The organism is Vibrio sp. 811 (assembly GCF_033339195.1).
Genome location: NZ_JAWOUB010000003.1, coordinates 64108 through 82737 on the forward strand (window position 1 = coordinate 64108; position 18630 = coordinate 82737).

At 44.5% G+C, this 18630-nt stretch carries 17 protein-coding genes; 4 read left to right on the forward strand and 13 right to left on the reverse strand.

All coding sequences use genetic code 11. From position 1 onward, the window contains the following. Positions 1-313: 313 nt before the first annotated feature. Positions 314-2860 carry an Ig-like domain-containing protein gene (locus R7Q46_RS07170; RefSeq protein ID WP_258480745.1) on the forward strand — a complete coding sequence of 849 codons (2547 nt, stop codon included), beginning with the start codon at positions 314-316 and terminating at the stop codon, positions 2858-2860. Positions 2861-2950: 90 nt separating this feature from the next. On the opposite strand, the gene R7Q46_RS07175 is transcribed toward R7Q46_RS07170, so the two are convergent. Together R7Q46_RS07175 and R7Q46_RS07180 are read right to left on the reverse strand one after the other, a co-directional pair. After that, positions 2951-3694: a YggN family protein gene (locus R7Q46_RS07175; protein WP_005380283.1), complete on the reverse strand. Its 744-nt coding sequence runs from the start codon at positions 3692-3694 to the stop codon at positions 2951-2953. 61 nt (positions 3695-3755) lie between these two features. Continuing rightward, on the reverse strand, positions 3756-4235 hold the full coding sequence (locus tag R7Q46_RS07180) for a GreA/GreB family elongation factor (RefSeq protein WP_005391761.1): 480 nt from the start codon (positions 4233-4235) through the stop codon (positions 3756-3758). A 76-nt stretch (positions 4236-4311) separates the two neighbouring features. On the opposite strand from R7Q46_RS07180, the gene R7Q46_RS07185 reads away from it, so the two are divergent. Next, positions 4312-6237 carry a RecQ family ATP-dependent DNA helicase gene (locus R7Q46_RS07185; protein ID WP_318077415.1) on the forward strand — a complete coding sequence of 642 codons (1926 nt, stop codon included), beginning with the start codon at positions 4312-4314 and terminating at the stop codon, positions 6235-6237. Here the strand turns inward: R7Q46_RS07185 and dinB are convergent. Together dinB and R7Q46_RS07195 are read right to left on the reverse strand one after the other, a co-directional pair. Further along, positions 6234-7298, reverse strand: coding sequence for a DNA polymerase IV (dinB, locus tag R7Q46_RS07190; RefSeq protein ID WP_025998728.1), 1065 nt, complete (start codon positions 7296-7298; stop codon positions 6234-6236). The two genes, R7Q46_RS07185 and dinB, sit on opposite strands and share 4 nt — an antisense overlap. Positions 7299-7374: 76 nt before the next feature. Then, positions 7375-7608: a DUF2789 domain-containing protein gene (locus R7Q46_RS07195; RefSeq protein ID WP_005380277.1), complete on the reverse strand. Its 234-nt coding sequence runs from the start codon at positions 7606-7608 to the stop codon at positions 7375-7377. 187 nt (positions 7609-7795) lie between these two features. On the opposite strand from R7Q46_RS07195, the gene R7Q46_RS07200 reads away from it, so the two are divergent. Then, positions 7796-9013 carry a response regulator gene (locus tag R7Q46_RS07200; RefSeq protein ID WP_005380276.1) on the forward strand — a complete coding sequence of 406 codons (1218 nt, stop codon included), beginning with the start codon at positions 7796-7798 and terminating at the stop codon, positions 9011-9013. A 158-nt stretch (positions 9014-9171) separates the two neighbouring features. On the opposite strand, the gene nqrM is transcribed toward R7Q46_RS07200, so the two are convergent. The 9 genes from nqrM to bolA form a co-directional block, all read right to left on the reverse strand. Continuing rightward, positions 9172-9405 carry a (Na+)-NQR maturation NqrM gene (gene nqrM, locus R7Q46_RS07205; protein ID WP_005380273.1) on the reverse strand — a complete coding sequence of 78 codons (234 nt, stop codon included), beginning with the start codon at positions 9403-9405 and terminating at the stop codon, positions 9172-9174. Positions 9406-9427: 22 nt separating this feature from the next. Further along, entirely contained in the window at positions 9428-10432 is a 1005-nt protein-coding gene (locus tag R7Q46_RS07210) for an FAD:protein FMN transferase (protein WP_005380272.1), read from the reverse strand. Positions 10433-10589: 157 nt separating this feature from the next. Next, positions 10590-11813 (reverse strand): NADH:ubiquinone reductase (Na(+)-transporting) subunit F, encoded by a 1224-nt coding sequence (gene nqrF, locus R7Q46_RS07215; protein ID WP_005380271.1) that lies wholly within the window; start codon positions 11811-11813, stop codon positions 10590-10592. 33 nt (positions 11814-11846) lie between these two features. Further along, positions 11847-12443, reverse strand: coding sequence for an NADH:ubiquinone reductase (Na(+)-transporting) subunit E (gene nqrE / locus R7Q46_RS07220; RefSeq protein WP_005380270.1), 597 nt, complete (start codon positions 12441-12443; stop codon positions 11847-11849). Between the two features lie 7 nt (positions 12444-12450). After that, on the reverse strand, positions 12451-13083 hold the full coding sequence (locus tag R7Q46_RS07225; protein WP_005380269.1) for an NADH:ubiquinone reductase (Na(+)-transporting) subunit D: 633 nt from the start codon (positions 13081-13083) through the stop codon (positions 12451-12453). Continuing rightward, positions 13083-13853, reverse strand: coding sequence for a Na(+)-translocating NADH-quinone reductase subunit C (locus R7Q46_RS07230; protein ID WP_005380267.1), 771 nt, complete (start codon positions 13851-13853; stop codon positions 13083-13085). Before R7Q46_RS07230 ends, R7Q46_RS07225 begins: the two co-directional genes overlap by 1 nt. Next, a complete protein-coding gene (locus R7Q46_RS07235; RefSeq protein ID WP_005380265.1) occupies positions 13843-15087 on the reverse strand; it encodes an NADH:ubiquinone reductase (Na(+)-transporting) subunit B in 1245 nt (414 codons plus the stop codon). Before R7Q46_RS07235 ends, R7Q46_RS07230 begins: the two co-directional genes overlap by 11 nt. A 5-nt stretch (positions 15088-15092) precedes the next feature. Then, positions 15093-16433, reverse strand: coding sequence for a Na(+)-translocating NADH-quinone reductase subunit A (locus tag R7Q46_RS07240; RefSeq protein WP_005380264.1), 1341 nt, complete (start codon positions 16431-16433; stop codon positions 15093-15095). A 473-nt stretch (positions 16434-16906) separates the two neighbouring features. After that, entirely contained in the window at positions 16907-17215 is a 309-nt protein-coding gene (gene bolA / locus R7Q46_RS07245) for a transcriptional regulator BolA (RefSeq protein WP_025768234.1), read from the reverse strand. Positions 17216-17458: 243 nt separating this feature from the next. Here bolA and R7Q46_RS07250 point away from each other — a divergent pair, with 243 nt between their 5' ends. Further along, on the forward strand, positions 17459-18613 hold the full coding sequence (locus tag R7Q46_RS07250) for a methyltransferase (RefSeq protein WP_025768233.1): 1155 nt from the start codon (positions 17459-17461) through the stop codon (positions 18611-18613). Positions 18614-18630 lie beyond the last annotated feature (17 nt).

The following is an 18630-nucleotide window of genomic DNA, read 5'->3' on the forward strand; positions in this document are numbered from 1 at the left end:
CAAGAGTACCTCGGTTAAATCCTCGACAGTTGAAATAATTTATAGTCATTCAGCTTGTAAATTTTAACGTACATCTCATATTCATCGCTCAAAAGCCTCGCGACTGTTGCTCGTTTTACGTGGCTGAATTTTACCAATCCTTCTGCCGTGAAGTGAGCCGAAAAATAATGAGCTCTGGTGTAAGGGACGAACTGTTCCTCGTGATACTGTGTCGAAAAGCAGAATATTGTGCTTCGCTTTTTCCCCCTAATGTCTATTTATCAGCTAGTTATTACTCTGTTCTCATTTATACCCATGATTCAAGGAGAGGAAAATGAAGGTCACCCTACTTCACGGAGCGATGGTTGTAGCACTCAGCGCCAGCTACCAAGCTCAAGCCTATAACTGTCAAAGTCTACCCGACTGGGACAGCACTGCGACTTATACATCGGGCGCTTTAGTAAAAACGCAAGGAGCCGCTTATGAGGCTGCATATTGGACGCAAGGCAATGACCCCGTGACCAACTCAGGATCTTGGGAAGCATGGAAAGCGTTAGGGCAATGTGATGGTGGAAGCAACAATTTATCACCAACGGTGTCGTTCTCCTCTCCAATAAACAACGCACAAATTCCCGAAGGCAGTGCGATCACTTTGTTAGCCAACGCAGCTGACGAAGATGGCCAAATCACACAAATTGAGTTTGTTGCAGGCAACCAAACCGTTGCTGTGGTAACTCAAGCACCATTCGAAGCTTCTTGGACAGCTATTGAAGGGATCTCGCAATTGACCGCAATTGCGACAGATAATGAGGGAGCTGTTAGCACCACGACGATTTCTATCCAAGTTCAACCACAAGTCGAATTACCGCCACCAAGCATTTCATTGACAAGCCCAGTAGGCACAGAAGTGCTTAATGTAGGCGATAACCTAACCGTAGCCGCTCAAGCTGACGATATTGATGGTGTGGTCACACAAGTTGAGTTCTTCGTAAACAATCAATCTGTCGCCATTGATACTAGCGCACCTTACGAATATCAATGGACCGCTAGTCCAGGTACATACTCGTTCAAAGCACAAGCGACTGATGATACAAACCTCGCAACGATGAGCCAAGAAGTAGCGCTGGTTATTAGTAATTCAGAAACCGGAACGGGCGGATGTGCAGATGCAGTACCTTATGTGGCAGGCACAAGTTATCAAGCTGGCGACCTGGTTTCTCACTTCAACCAAAAATATCGTTGTGATGTTGCTGGTTGGTGCTCCTCGGATGCGACATGGGCTTACGAGCCTGGTGAAGGGCTATACTGGCAAGATGCTTGGAGTGGCCTAGGTGCTTGTTCGACACCACCGCAAGTTACCATTACGGCACCAACGGATGGACAAGTCGTGCTCGCTGGCAGCAATAACGAAATCACGGCAAACGCAAGCGATGCTGATGGCACAGTCACGCAAGTTGAGTTTTTTGCGAACAACACCAGCTTAGGGGTCACCACTCAAGCGCCATATTCCGTTACTTGGAACGCCACACTTATTGGCGCTAACCAGCTTAAAGCCGTCGCAACCGATAATGATAACAACACGTCAGAGTCCCTGGTTGGTGTGGAAGTCAGCGATAAAGATTTGGTCGTCTCTCTGACTTCACCAAGCAGCGGTCAAACCGTCGGATTAGGCAAAAGTCTCGCATTAAGCGCCGATGCAACGTCTTTAACTTCAGGCATTAAACACGTTGATTTCATGATCAACGGCTCTATTGTTGCAACCGATACCACAGCACCTTACACAGCCAACTGGACACCAACTGCACTTGGTAACTTTACAGTTAGCGCCCAAGCTGTGGATTTGTCAGGAAGCAATGCACTGTCTGACGCCGCAGCAATAACGGTGGTTGAGCAAGTAGAGAAACGCCATAAACTCATCGGTTACTGGCACAATTTTGTAAATGGTGCGGGCTGTCCAATTCGTCTAGCAGATATGGCAGATGCTTGGGATGTGATTGATATTGCCTTTGCTGAAAATGATCGCAACAGTGATGGCACTGTGCACTTTAATCTATATTCAGGCGATATTTACAGCGATTGTCCAGCACTCGATCCAACACAATTCAAGCAGGACATGGCAGCGCTTCAAGCTAAAGGTAAGAAGTTTGTTCTCTCTCTTGGCGGCGCAGAAGGCACGATTACGCTGAATACCGACCAAGATGAAGCCAACTTTGTCTCTAGCCTAACAGGTCTTATCGCTGAGTGGGGCTTTGATGGTCTAGATGTGGATTTAGAGAGTGGTTCTAACTTAGTTCATGGCTCGCAAATTCAAGCTCGCCTTGGTCGTGCTTTGCTTCAAATAGAGCAAAACATGGGTGGAGATATGTACCTAACCATGGCGCCTGAGCACCCTTATGTTCAAGGCGGCTATGTGGCTTACAGCGGTATTTGGGGAGCTTACATTCCTGTGATAAACGAGACACGCAGCACGCTCGACTTGCTTCACGTCCAGTTATATAACAACGGCGGTTTGCCAAACCCATACCTGCCAGGCAGTGCACCAGAAGGCTCTGTGGATATGATGGTAGCGCAATCTAAAATGCTTATCGAAGGTTTTGAGTTGGCCGACGGCACTCAATTTGCACCATTGCGCGATGATCAAGTCGCAATCGGTTTACCTTCAGGTCCTAGCTCGGCAAATTCAGGGCAGGCTCCAACACAGAATATTATCAACGCACTAGATTGTTTAACCAAAGGCACTTCATGTGGCACCGTTAAACCAGCGTACCATTACCCGAATTATGCAGGAGTAATGACATGGTCTATCAACTGGGATCAGCATGATGGCTTTAACTTCTCAAAACCTGTCGGCGATAAACTCACCGAGATGAATGCGCAATAAGCTATCAAAGAATAAGCGAGTAAAACGCAAAGAGAGCACAATAGTGCTCTCTTTCTTTATCTCATCGAGTTTTTGCTTTTTAATGAGTAATTAAATCGTAAATACTCGATAATCTTTTAGCTCAGGGATTTTCTTCAACAGATCGTTTTCTTGCCCTGCCATGTCATCCAGCGAATCGCACAAGTCTTCTGCTTGTTGTTCTACCTCTTTCGAATGCTCGGCTAAACGCTCTTCTACTTTCGCGCTGAGTTCAGCCATACTCTCTGATAATGCAGTGAGGTTTATCCCTCCCTCTTCCTTCATTTTTTTCGATAAAGCATCCAACGAACTGGCTAAAAACTCTTTATTGAAGATCTCTTGTGCTTTTGCAAAGTCTTCAGTCCACCCTTGTGTCATAGACTCAAAACTCTCCGCAGGCAGGATGAAATCACCATCTTTGTAGTAACGTGATTCAACATCAGCGAAAAAGTCCTTTACTGCGACTTTTACATTATCAAACGCACCAGGTGCATCGAGGCTTTCCGCAACATCATCAATAATATCATTCGCAAGCGCTAAACCATCACTCGCCAATTGCTTTGCTTGTGGAATATACGCGTTCATTTTTTCGCGATAGTCTTCAATTGCCGCTTTTTGGTCGGCATTGAGTTCAATTAGCTCACCTTTGATGAAGAGGTTGTTATCCTCATCCACGACAGCTTTATCACCTGTCGTTTGGCGAATTTCCAAGCTTTGCCCATCCATACGGACTTCATTATTGATGTCCACACGACACTGCGCTGCATAACCAGTAGCACTGACCATCAGCAATGAGAGTGTAAAAAGCTTTTTCATGTCATTCTCTTTTATTTAACATTACTCGTGTTAAACATAACACTGAGTGATACATGAGATGTCAGCAAATCGTCACGACTTCGTAACAAGTTGTTTTATCTCCTATTTTCACGTCAACCTCATCACCCTCTTCTTTCCCGAACAACGCTCGACCCAGAGGAGATTTAGCTGTTAAGACAAAGACTTCCTGAGCCTGATATTGAACAGTCAAACCACCAGAGCAAGGGCCTACAAAGAAGTGCTTTTCAAGCAAATTCTCATCTGCGAGAACAACGTAAGCGCCAACACCAACAGGCGCATTCTTAAAGTCGCGAGTCACTAAAGAACGATATTGACGCAATTCCTCTTCACTATCTTGGATTCGCATGGCTTGTCCATGAGCAAGATACGCGGCTTCAAGTGCCAATGTATCGTACTTGTGCTCGGGAACAGTTTCTTCATCTGTCGCGGCATCGATCGCTCGCTGAGCCGATGCATGGGCAACTTGAAGTTTTTCTTCCAGATGTTGGATGATAATTTGGACTAAGTCAGCTTTGTTCATACTTTTAGGACGCGCGTTTAGTATTCGGGGTGTGTTAATGTAGCCAAGTTTACCATCAAAGAAAGGTTTCCCTATTATGCAAAGTGACTCGCTGCATCAAACACTTCAATCTGTATTTGGCTTTGACTCATTACGCCAAGGTCAGCAACCCGTTATTGAAGCAGTTATGAATGGTTACTCTGCTGCGGCAATCTTTCCTACAGGCTCGGGGAAGTCACTCTGTTATCAACTACCTGCAACCATATTACCCAACCTTACGTTGGTGATCTCTCCGTTGTTGGCGTTAATGAAGGATCAACTGAGCTTTTTACAAAGTAAAGGAATCGCGGCCGCTTCTATCGATAGCAGTCAAAGTAGAGAAGAAGCACAACAGGTCATGGCTGGCGTGAAGAATGGACAAATCAAAATCTTGATGATTTCTGTTGAGCGACTAAAAAATGAGCGTTTTCGTGAATTCATTCGCCAAGTACCGATTTCTTTGATGGTCATTGATGAAGCGCACTGTATTTCCGAATGGGGGCATAACTTTCGTCCAGATTATCTCAAACTACCGCAATATCAACGTGAACTGAACATCCCACAGTCTTTACTTCTCACCGCAACGGCAACGCCTGCAGTTATTGAAGACATGCAAAAAAAGTTCGATATTTCCAGTGAACATATTACCGTTACAGGCTTCTACCGCTCTAATCTGGATATCTCGGTGATCCCGTGTGAGGAAACAAAGAAACAAGAACAGCTCAGTGAGATCATCGCCTCTTCACCTAAGCTTCCGACCATCGTATACGTGACGCAGCAGCAAACAGCAGAACGAGTAGCAAAGTCATTAATCCATATTGGCATTAACGCTCACGCATACCACGCTGGCATGAAAAGCGACGTTCGTGAACAAATCCAACAGCAGTTCATGGATGGCCAAATTGACTGTATTGTTGCAACGATTGCATTTGGTATGGGGGTCGATAAATCTGATATTCGACGCGTCATTCACTTCGACTTACCCAAATCAATCGAGAACTACGCACAAGAGATTGGACGTGCAGGCAGGGACGGGCAACGCTCGGAGTGCATTCTGCTAGGCAATACGTCCGGCCTAACGGTGTTGGAGAATTTTGTCTATGGTGACACACCAGAATTTACGTCAATTAACTATGTAGTCGAGCAAGCGAAAGAACATGCTCCACAATGGGAGGTAGTGCCACTGCGTTTGTCGCGTGAAAGTAATATCCGCCAATTGCCACTCAAAACCTTGTTGGTTTATTTGGAGCTACATAACGTCATTGAAGCAAAGTACAGTTACTTTGCGGAATATCGGTTTAAGTTTTTGCACGATCAGCAATTTATTGTGAATCAATTTCAAGGCGAGCGACGTCAATTTGTGGAGGCCATTTTTTCCTGCTCACAAAAAGCCAAAGTGTGGTGCCAAGTTGATCTAGAAGCGCTATGGATGAACTATCAATCGGAACGCAGCCGAGTTGTCGCAGCGCTCGACTATTTTCACCAGAACGGCTGGATAGAACTAGAGAGCAAACAACTGACGGACGTGTACTCAGTTATGCCAACCACACCAAGCTCGGATGTTTTAATCCAACAACTGTCTGAACTGTTCCAATCCAAAGAAAGCAAAGATATCGAAAGAATCCACACCATGCTGCACTTGTTCCAGTCCGAGCACTGTTTGAGCTCACAATTGGCGAACTACTTTGCGGATCACGATGCACCAAAGCAATGTGGTCACTGCTCCGTGTGTCGTGGTCACGTCGCCACATTCACAGCACCAGAACCTGAAGATATTGAACAATCTCAAGTATCGATATGGGCGCAGGAGTTTATTCAGCTTTCCCCATCGGCCATCAGTAATGATGCCGTTGCTCGCTTCTTGTGCGGAATCAGCACTCCTTTGATTAGCCAGCTAAAAGCCTCAAAGCTAGCAGGTTATGGTGCAATGGCAAATGTAAGTTTTGAGCAGGTATTAACGCAGGTAGAAACGGTAAGGGCCTAAAAAAAGCTCAATTGACGCGCTTGGTCTTCGGGCTTGAGCATCACGTTCAAGCCTAAAAGGCGAATTTCCCGTCCATTTTGGCGTTTAAGAATATCTCTTAGCAAGATCTTGAAGTCCTCAAGCTCTAATTGCGGATGGATGTGCTCAATTGTTGTCAGTTGAAAATCGGCAAATTTGACTTTAATACCTTGTTTAATAATCGACTTATCTGGGCTTGCACGCTCTAAACGTTTCTCGAGTTCAGGATAAAGTTTCTCCTCAATCACTTGCCAACATTCACCATAGGTTGCGATGTTCTGGCTGAATGTCCTTTCCACACCGACGGACTTTCTCTCGCGCTCAACAACGACTTCTCGATTATCAATTCCATGGCTTCGCTGCCATAAGGAGGCACCCTGACGACCAAACTGCCTCAACAACTCTCGATAGTCACTGTTTTTAATGTCCTCACATCGATAAAAACCAGCTTGGTGGAGCTTCTCAAGACTCACCTTCCCCACGCCAGGAATATTCTCTAACGGAAGACTATCGATAACCTCTTGGACTTTCTCTGGCGGAATCACAAACTGACCGTTGGGCTTGTTCATGTCTGACGCGACCTTGGCAAGAAACTTAATCGGAGCAATGCCCGCCGATGCCGTCAACCCAAGTTCACTCCAGATATCACGGCGAATTGACTCTGCGATCAACGTTGCGGAGCCACGGCAAGCTGTCGAGTCCGTGACATCGAGGTATGCTTCATCCAATGAGAGAGGTTCAATGATAGGCGTATAACGCTCAAAAATAGCACGAATCTGCTGAGAGACTTGCTTGTATACATGCATTCTACCGGGCACAACCAACAAATGAGGACAGAGTTGCAGCGCGCGCGCCGTTGACATTGCACTGCGAACACCATATTTACGCGCATCATAATTACAGGTGCTAATCACTCCACGCTGCTTTTCATGTCCGCCAACAGCGAGTGCAATGCCACGGTAACTGGGGTTATCTCTCATCTCTACGGCAGCATAAAAACAATCCATATCGACATGAATAATTTTTCTAATTCGATCTGACATAGCTATCAAGGTACTGTTCAAAAAAACAGTATAAATCAAATCTACCTGAAGAGAAATGGGCGTGTTTAAGCGAACGTCAATCTCGAAGCATTACGTCCAGTTGATCGACCAATTCGGCCCAATCTGCATCTTCTTCGATGGCTTGTTTTAGAAAGTTCGCCTGTGACATCGTCCAAAAGCTAGCTTCATGTAAAGGCGCAGAATCTCTTTTGTGTCGATGTTGATTAATAAAATCTTTCATTTCTTGAGGAGAGCTACCGAGGCCCAGTTGTTGAAATAGCTCAGCCATACCATGTTGATGCATTTCCATACTACTTTCTCCCTACGTTAGCTAAACATAATTATATAACTAAGACAGGAATAATGATGTGATGTTAACGGATGCGTGTCAAACATTTGGGTAGTTGTTCTACTTTTGGTTGACATGTGTTTTTTGATGGCGATAAGTTTAATTTTAGTTATCATTGATTTTAAACAATTAATTTTGGGGACTGCGCTTGAGTAATAAGATTCTGGTTGTTGAAGATAGTCGTGCGTTTAAAAACTTTCTTTGCCAAACAATAAGCCAAGCTGGTTATGAGGTCATCGCAGCAGAAAGCTACGCGGAGGCAAAGAACTTGTTATCTTCAGCACAGGACCTCTTCTGTGCGGTTTTAGACTATTGTTTACCGGATGCTCAAGATGGCGAGATTATTGACCTCGTTTTGGAACATGGTCATCGTGTCATTGTTTTAACGGCTCGATTTCAAGAAGACACTCGCGAAAAGATGCTCGCAAAAGGTGTCCTCGACTATATTTTGAAAGACAGCATGGCGTCCGTTTCCTATCTATTACCACTCCTCAAGCGACTAACCAACAATCAACAACACAAATGTTTAGTCGTTGATGATTCACACACCGTAAGAAGACACATTGCCCAACTTTTGGAGCATCAATACATTCAAACGTTGGAAGCTGACAATGGGCAAAAAGCCCTAGAGCTTGTCGAGCAAAATCCAGATATCACTCTCGTTTTAACCGACCATGACATGCCCGTTAAAGATGGCATTACGATGGTGCGAGAATTACGTCGGAAGTGGGATAAAAATCAATTAGCCATTCTCGGCTTGTCGGGTAGTAACTCTAAGACAATGACGGCTAGGTTTCTAAAAGCAGGGGCCAATGACTTTTTATACAAGCCATTTAATCAAGAAGAATTTTTTTGCCGTATTCACCAACTGTTAGATATCAAAGACGCAACATCTGAACTGTTTAAAATGGCAAATCAAGATGCGCTAACGGGCTTATGGAACCGCCGCTTTCTGTTTGAGCAACCCCATGTAGAAAACGCTCAAAGAAACATCGCGATGCTTGATATCGATTTCTTTAAGCAAGTAAATGATACACACGGACATGAGGGTGGCGATGCTGTGTTAGTCATGATAGCGAATATTCTAAAAATCTATTTTCCAAATGATATTGTCGCTAGGCTTGGTGGCGAGGAGTTTTGTATTCAAGCCAGTGGCGACTATGACGGCTTTCTAACACGCTTAGAACAAATGAGACAGCGCATAGAAAAAACGCCAATAACTTATTTGGACAAAAACATTCTTGTGACCGCGAGTATTGGTGTAAGCAACATCGAGGGGGAGCTGGAACAACAAATAAAAGTGGCGGATGAGCGACTTTACATGGCCAAAGAGAACGGACGTAACCAAATCATTTCTTCGTCCTAATGACTATCAGTGTGGTCTTGCTCTGTAACATGAGAGAAAGAAACAACAAAACACGGTATTGGGCTCTTTCTCGGACATCTGAGCTTTGGTTAGCTGCCTAAAAATAAAGCTCAGCAGAACGCTGAGCTTTATCACTTTCTTAGTACGATTAACCAATACTAAGCAATTCTATCTTTTTCCCACGCCGCCAATTTCTCAGCACGCGCAGCCTCGCGCGCTTCACGTTTTTTACGCGCATCGCAGGGTTCTGGACAATTACACACTTTTTCGATGCCAACTGCCCCTAAGCCACCACAGCTACCTTTCACGACTTTCTTTTGGAAAATGTATCCGACAGCCATTGCAGTGATTACCGCGACAAACACAGCAAAGGTAATTAGAAATGTATTCATAAAAACATGCTCACTTCTGTTGTTATTTCTTCATGAATGGCTTGTATGCTTCCGAAGCCAACTCTTTAAAACCATCTTCCGTTTTCACAATCATGAAAACAGGAATATTATTTTCGTTCGCAATTGCCATGCCTTTGTCTTCACCTAGCACCATAAGACCAGTTGCAAGACCATCAGCAGTCATCGACGATTTATCTAATACCGTTACAGACACCACTTTATGATGAATTGGTTTGCCTGTTCGTGGATTAATAATATGAGAGTATCTCACACCATTACTCTCAAAGTAATTACGATAGTCACCACTTGTTGCAATTGCCATGTCGCCTGGTTCAATAATTTCTTGAATTGAACGTTCATCAACGGTCGGTTTTTCAATTGCGATACGCCAAGGCACACCTTCACGATTGACACCTTTGAGACGCATTTCACCGCCAACTTCGACCATAAAGTTCTGTACCCCTTCAGATTGAAGGTAGTCAGCAACCACGTCAACCCCCCAACCTTTCGCAATCGTCGATAGGTCGACGTACAAGTTAGGAAGGTCTTTGGACAGTGTATTACCATCAACAGATAGGTGGTGAATACCGGTATTTGCTTTGCGAGCAGCGAGTTCTTCATCGGTTGGAACTACATCTGGACGAGCTTCTGGACCAAACCCCCACAGGTTAACTAGAGGGCCGACCGTCACATCCAATGCACCTAAAGTAAGACCGTTAAGGCGAATTGCTTCTTTCACTACCGTTGCTGTTTGTGTCGAAACTGTAAATGGCTCGCTCGTTTGATGCTGATTAAAACGACTTAACTCTGAGTCGTCACGATAGGTCGACATTTGGTCATTAACCTCTTCCAATAAGCGATCAATTTCTGTCTGCATCGCTTTTGGCGTTGGAATACCATCTTGCTCGATATACTTGATGTTGTAAGAAGTCCCCATGGTAGGGCCACTTAAATGAATTTGATCTGCAGGCTGCTCACAGCCAGCCAAAATCAATAGAGAAGCGAATGCAACAAGCCACTTTTTCACTTGTTAACTCCCAATGTTGTTGAATTGATATGGGAAATAGGACCAATCCTTTCAATCCGATTACCTATATCAACTGTTGAGTATCAGTTTTATGTCTATAAAAAACAATGGCTAGCTCTCTTGGAGAGCTAGCCATAGATTCAATCACTTGGAGGAATTAACCACCGAAGTCATCTAGTAGGATGTTTTCATCCTCTACACCTAGATCTTTTAGCATGCCGATTACAGCTGCGTTCATCATAGGTGGACCACACATGTAGTATTCACAGTCTTCTGGCGCTTCGTGATCACGTAGGTAGTTCTCGTAAAGAACGTTGTGAATAAAGCCAGTGTAACCATCCCAGTTATCTTCTGGAAGTGGATCAGACAGTGCACAGTGCCATACGAAGTTGTCATTCTCAGCTTGTAGCATATCGAAATCTTCTACGTAGAACATTTCACGCTTAGAACGTGCGCCATACCAGAAAGACATCTTACGCTTAGAGTGCAGACGCTTAAGTTGGTCGAAGATGTGTGAGCGCATTGGAGCCATACCAGCACCACCACCAACGAATACCATTTCTGCATCTGTATCTTTCGCAAAGAACTCACCAAATGGACCAGAAATAGTACACTTGTCGCCTTCTTTTAGAGACCAGATGTACGAAGACATGATGCCTGGTGGTACGTCTGGGTTGTTCGGCGGCGGAGTTGCGATACGAACGTTAAGCATGATGATACCGTGCTCTTCTGGGTAGTTAGCCATAGAGTATGCACGAATGGTCTCTTCATTAACTTTAGACTCGTAACGGAAAAGGTTGAACTTCTCCCAGTCTTCACGGTATTCCTCAGGAATATCGTAGTCTGCGTATTTCACGTGGTGAGCAGGAGCTTCAATCTGGATGTAACCACCAGCACGGAAAGGTACTGACTCGCCATCTGGAATTTGTAGCTTAAGCTCTTTGATGAATGTCGCTTTGTTATCGTTAGAGATAACAGTACATTCCCACTTCTTAACGCCGAAGATTTCTTCAGGAAGCTCGATATCCATGTCAGTTTTCATTGCAACCTGACACGCTAGACGCTCACCTTCACGCGCTTCACCTTTAGTAATATGGTCAAGCTCGGTTGGTAGGATGTCGCCACCACCTGATTTAACTTTTACGCGACACTGACCACATGAGCCACCGCCACCACAAGCAGAAGATACGAATACGCCAGCACCTGCTAGAGCACTCAGTAGCTTACCACCTGGTTGTGTAACGATCGCCAGAGAAGGGTCATCGTTCACAGAAATTGTAATGTCACCTGTTGGTACAAGCTTAGACTTAGCGAAAAGAATCACTAGTACTAGTGCAAGTACGATCAGAGTAAACATCACTACACCAAGAATAATGTCCATTGACTATTCCTTAATTGTTGCGGTTTACCCGACTTACAGTTGAACACCAGAGAAAGACATAAAGCCTAACGCCATAAGACCTACAGTGATAAATGTGATACCAAGACCACGTAGACCTGGAGGTACGTCAGAGTACTTCATCTTCTCACGGATACCTGCAAGAGCAACGATTGCTAGCATCCAGCCCACACCAGAGCCGAAACCGTAAACGATCGATTCAGCAAAGTTGTAGTCACGTTGTACCATGAAAGATACACCACCGAAGATTGCACAGTTTACTGTGATCAGCGGTAGGAAGATGCCTAGCGCGTTGTACAAAGGTGGGAAGAAACGGTCTAGGACCATCTCTAGAATCTGTACAAGTGCTGCAATTACACCGATAAAGGTGATGAAGTTTAGGAAGCTAAGGTCCACTCCCTCAACTAACGCGTTCTCTCTCAGAACTAGGTTGTATACCAGGTTGTTCACAGGAACAGCGATAGTCAGTACTACCACAACTGCAACACCTAGGCCGAAAGAGGTCTTAACCTTCTTAGATACGGCAAGGAAAGTACACATACCCAGGAAGAAAGACAGAGCCATGTTTTCGATGAAAATCGATTTAACTAACAGACTAATGTAATGTTCCATGACGTCCTTACTCCTTCGCTTCTACTTGTTCTGGTTTCAGAATACGGATTACCCAGATAAGGAAGCCGATTAGGAAGAATGCTGATGGTGCTAGTAGCATTAGGCCGTTAGGCTGGTACCAACCACCGTTGCTCACTAGAGGTAGAACTTCTAGACCAAATAGTTTGCCTGAGCCAAATAGCTCACGGAAGAAACCTACAGTGATAAGAACGAAGCCGTAACCTAGACCGTTACCAATACCGTCAATAAGAGATGGTACTGGCGCAGACTTCATTGCGAATGCTTCAGCACGACCCATTACGATACAGTTAGTGATAATCAGACCAACGAATACAGATAGCTGTTTAGAGATATCGTATAGGTAAGCTTTTAGCACTTGGTCTACCACGATTACTAACGATGCGATGATTGCCATCTGAACGATGATACGCACACTGTTAGGAATGTGGTTACGGATCAATGAAACAGAGAAGTTAGACAACGCAGTTACAAATGTTACCGCTAGTGTCATTACAAAAGCTGTTTCTAGTTTAGTTGTTACTGCAAGAGCAGAACATACACCAAGAACTTGTAGCGCGATTGGGTTGTTATCCAATACTGGCGCTAGAATGCTCTTTTTAACGTTTTGTGCACTAGACATTAGTTAAGTTCTCCGTCACGAACTTTTGCTAGGAAAGGACCAAAGCCCATATCACCTAACCAGAAGTCAAATGTGTGTTGAACACCATTACTAGTGAGCGTCGCTCCTGATAGGCCATCAACACCGTGCTCAGAACCTTGCGGTGCGCCGCCTTTCACGACCTTAATCGCTGGCTGGTGATCTTCATTGTACAATTTCTTGCCAATGAATTGATCGCGCCATGAAGGGTTCTCTACTTCACCACCAAGTCCAGGAGTTTCACCTTGCTCGTAGTAAGTAATAGCAGACACAGTGTTACCATCAGTTTCAACGGCTACAAAGGCATACATCATCGACCATAGTCCTTTACCGTGCATAGGCAGGATAACTTTTTGGACTTCATCTTGATCTTTTACAAGGTACACCACTGCTGTATTCGCGCGACGACGGATATCAGCTACGTCTTCTTCTGGTGTCAATGCGATTGAACGTTCTGCATCTTTTGATGCTTCACGTTGATCGTACGTAGATGCATTACCCTCAGTAAAGTTACCTGTTTCAAGGTCTACTAGACGAGGTTCGATGTACTCAGCAAATAGCTCTGGTACTTTCTTACCGTTTGCGTCAATGCCTGCAACTTCAACGATCTTTGATTGCTTATCTAGGACAGCGTTAGCTTTTTGCTTATCACGCAGACCTACTGCTGCTGTTGATACGATGATTGAACAAACAAGGCTCAACCCGATAACAACACCCAGCGTCTTTTTAATGCTGTCGTTATTACTTGCCATAGCGTGCTAGTCTCCGCTTGATGTTCTTCTCAATCACTACATGGTCGAACAGAGGTGCGAATAGGTTCGCGAATAGAATCGCCAGCATCATACCTTCTGGGTACGCTGGGTTAACTACACGGATCATCACACACATTGCACCAATCAGGATGCCGTACCACCATTTACCTTTGCTAGTAAATGACGCTGATACTGGGTCCGTTGCCATGAAGAACATACCGAATGCAAAACCACCTAGAACTAGGTGCCAGTGCCATGGCATATTAAACATTGGATTAGTGTCAGAACCGATCACGTTAAACAGAGTCGATACTGCGATCATACCGATCATTACACCCGCAATGATGCGCCATGAAGCGATTCGCATGTAAACGATCATCGCTGCACCGATCATTAGAGCTAGAGTCGATACTTCACCAATTGAACCAGGGATGTTACCGATGAACGCATCCATCCAAGTGATAGGAGCGCCAGTTACTGTGTTAACTAGAGCACCGTTACCACCTTGAGCCCATTGGCTAAGAGCAGTTGCACCAGAGAAGCCGTCAGCTGCAGTCCATACTACGTCACCCGAAATTTGCGCTGGGTAAGCGAAGAATAGAAATGCACGACCTGCAAGTGCAGGGTTAAGGAAGTTACGACCTGTACCACCGAAGATCTCTTTTGCTACAACAACACCAAATGTGATACCTAGTGCCGCTTGCCATAGAGGTAGCGTTGGTGGAACGATAAGTGCGAATAAGATAGAAGTTACAAAGAAACCTTCGTTAACTTCGTGTTTACGCACCATACAGAACAACACTTCCCAGAAGCCACCAACAATAAATACTGTTGCGTAGATTGGCAGGAAGTAAGTCGCACCTAGTAGCATCTTACTGCCAACACCCGCTTCCGCACCGATAGTGCCGCCAAGCATTTCTGTTAGCCAGTAGTGCCAGTTACCTGCGATAACTGTCGCTAGTTGGTCACCAGCGTACATGTGGTTAAGTGCTGCAATAGCTTGGCCACCTGCGTTGTACATACCCCAGAACATTGCTGGGAATACCGCAAACCAAACCATGATCATGATACGTTTTAGGTCAACGCTATCACGAACGTGCGAGCTTTTATTTGTTACGATACCTGGCGTGTAAAAAACTGTTGCTACAGCTTCGTACAGGGCAAACCATTTTTCGTGTTTGCCACCAGGCTCAAAATGATGCTCGATGTCTTCAAGAAACTTTTTAAGAGCCATGAAAATTACCCTTCCTTCTCGATAGTATCTAGGCATTCACGAAGTAACGTACCGTACTCGTACTTACCTGGACATACAAAGGTACACAATGCTAGATCTTCTTCATCCAGTTCAAGCGCACCCAGTGCTTGAGCACTGTCTGTGTCGCCGGCACACAGATCACGAAGCAGCAAAGTAGGCTCCATATCTAGAGGCATTACGCGTTCGTAGTTGCCAATTGGAACCATTGAACGATCACTACCATTGGTCGTCGTTGTCATATTGAACAACTGACCTTTGAATACGTGACCAAGGAAAGAGCGAGTTACCGAGAACTTATTCTTACCAGGCATTGCCCAGCCAAATAGTTCTTTTTCACGGCCTTCACGTAATACAGAAACCTGTTGATGGTAACGGCCAAGGTATGCGTGTGGACCAGTTGCATGTGTACCTGTTAGTACTGAACCAGAGATCACACGAACTTCGCCAGGCATCAGCTCGTTATCTGTTAGGTCATCTAAGCTTGCACCCATTACGGTACGAACTAGACGAGGGTTATTCACAACTGGGCCAGCTAGAGACACAACACGATCTGTGCATAGCTCACCAGTTAGGAACAGCTTACCGAACGCGATAACGTCTTGGTAGTTGATGCTCCATGCCACATTCTCTGCATTTACTGGGTATAGGAAATGCATGTGGGTGCCAGCAAGACCTGCTGGGTGAGGGCCATCGAAGACGTGTTCTTCTACGTTAGACTGTGAAGAGCGTGGCAAGCTAGTGCCAGATTTACATACGTAAACCTTGCCTTCTGTCAGGGCTGAAAGAATGTCTAGACCAGCAATGAATGCTTCTTGTTGCTCATTAATGATCAACTCAGGCTTAGCTGCTAGTGGATTAGTATCCATTGCAGTTACGAAAATAGCCTTAGTAGAAGACTCGATTGCAGGAACCTTGCTAAACGGACGAGTACGTAAAGCGGTCCATAAGCCAGAGTCAACCAACTGAGTCTTGATCACTTCACGATCTAGACCTGAAAGTTGAGCGGCTTCGAACTTATCAAATGTCACCTGCTCTTCACCTGCCACTTCAATCACTACAGATTGAAGGACACGTTTAGCGCCACGGTTAACTTCGATCACTTTACCGGCTGCTGGTGCAGTAAATTTCACGCCTGGGTTCTTTTTATCTTCAAAAAGAACTTGCGCTTTTTTCACTTCATCACCAACGCGGACATGCATGGTAGGTCGCATGCCAACGTACTCTTCGCCAAGCAAGGCGACTTTTTTGATGGTCTTACCATCATTAATCACCTGGGATGGAGTTCCTGCGATAGGAAGATCCAAGCCCTTCTTTATTGTAATCATACGCACTTGCACTACTTTTATCGGGAAAAAGATTCTTTTGATTGCGTAACTTTTAGACACGACATCAGTGTCCGGTTTTGATGTTGTTTTAAACATCAAAATCGCAACATCCTATTAAAAATCTCGTCACAAGGAATACGCGAGATTTATCAGGTGCCGTAGTCTAGCATTTTTTAGGAACTTGATGCCATGATCAATCATTAGAATAGAGGGGTTATTTCGGTAGAATCAGGTCTAAAAGGTCAAAGAATAGTCATAACTTTGACCCATCGCACAAATGCCATATTCCATACATATCTTATGGAAAAGTGATATTCATCGCCTGAAATATTCTGCAATTTCCATTCATTTGTTGAAACACTGTTAACACATTTTTTAACCAGAATTTGTGCCACGTTAACGTCCCTAAAGAATGTAAAACGAAAAAAGATGGCCTTAAGCCACCTTTCTCTGCACCTTTATATCTTGCGTTTTTAGTGACCGCCACCCATACACATCGGGCTATCAGGGGCGCCATCTTGTTCACGCTTCCACTCTTCATCAGTGTATGTATGAATAGCTAATGCATGAATCTGGTTATCCAGTTCATCTGCCAAAATTTGATGAACTTGACGATGGCGCCCAATCAAACGCTGTCCCGCGAACGAATCACTCACAACAATCACTTTGAAGTGACTCTCTGAGCCTGGTGGCACATTATGCATGTAGCTCTCATTAATGACTTTGAGATAGCTGGGTTGCAGCTCACTGTGTAGTTTCTTCTCTATGATTTCTTGGATCATATTCGTTCCTCATTGATGCGAATTCCATAAGTATATACCTAAGTAAAGCAGACATGCATCACTCAAACGTCACTCTCATTATTGACGCACTTTGTAGACATATTGTCTCAAGGCGCTCGACTCCATGAACATGCCTAGAGAGCAGCCATCACTGAACTCGTAAAATTTGACAGCTTTTTGTATCTCGACACGTCATCATTTGCGACAATAACACTTAATTTCTAAATCAACTTACATTTAGCTATGAAAACCGAACTGAACCTTCACGAGCGAATCTTAACACTTCATCGTTTCCCAAAACGTAGTAACGAAACGCTACAAGCGTGGGATGCCGGTGATGAGTATCTTATTAATCATGTTGAAGAGCTTGCTTTGCCAGACAATCAAAACATCCTCGTGATTAATGACAGCTTTGGTGCCCTCTCCTGCTGGTTTTCGGAAAAGCACCATGTAACGCTAATGAGTGATTCATTCATCTCACATAAAGGTGCACAGCAAAATCTCGAGCAAAACCAGTGCAATAAAGTAGCGTTTGCCACCACGATGGACCTCGTTCCTGCCAATATTGATCTCGTCTTGCTGCAACTGCCCAAAAGTAACCGCCATCTAGTGTGGATACTAAGCCAATTAAGAAAGGCGCTACCGGCTTCCTGCCCCGTCATTGCAGTCAATAAAGCGAAAGACATTCATACTTCGACGCTAAAACTGTTTGAAAAATACTTAGGCGAAACAAAAACATCTTTGGCCTGGAAAAAGCACAGATTGGTGTTTTCTCAAGCAACAGTTGAGCCTCCGATTGAAGTAATGCCTTTCACGACTTGGCGCGTTGATGGCGAAGATATCGAACTCAAGAACATGCCAAATGTCTATTCAGGAGAAAGTTTAGATTTAGGTGCACGCTTTATGCTGCAGCACCTGCCTCAAGACCCTTCGATAGACAATGTCATCGACCTCGGCTGCGGCAATGGTGTTCTGTCTGTTAAATTTGGTCAGTTGAATCCAAATGCTCGGCTAACATGTGTTGATGAAAGTTTTATGGCGCTTGAATCAGCAAAACAGAACCTACGCGACAACCTTGGTGAAAATAGAGACATACAGTGTATAGCGAACAATTGCTTGGACGGTTTTAAACACAGCAGCAGCTCTATGGTTATGTGTAATCCACCGTTTCATCAACAACAGGCAATCACCGATCATATTGCTTGGCAAATGTTCTGCGATGCTAAACAAGTATTAAGTGAAAATGGCCGTTTACTGGTTATCGGAAATCGTCACCTCGGGTACGACGCAAAACTCAAACGTCTGTTTGGCGATAAAAATGTGAAACTTATCGCTTCCAACAATAAGTTTGTGATTTTACAGGCTACAAAAAATCCTGCTAAATTAAGCGCAAAATAAGCTTTAGCAAAATAGTT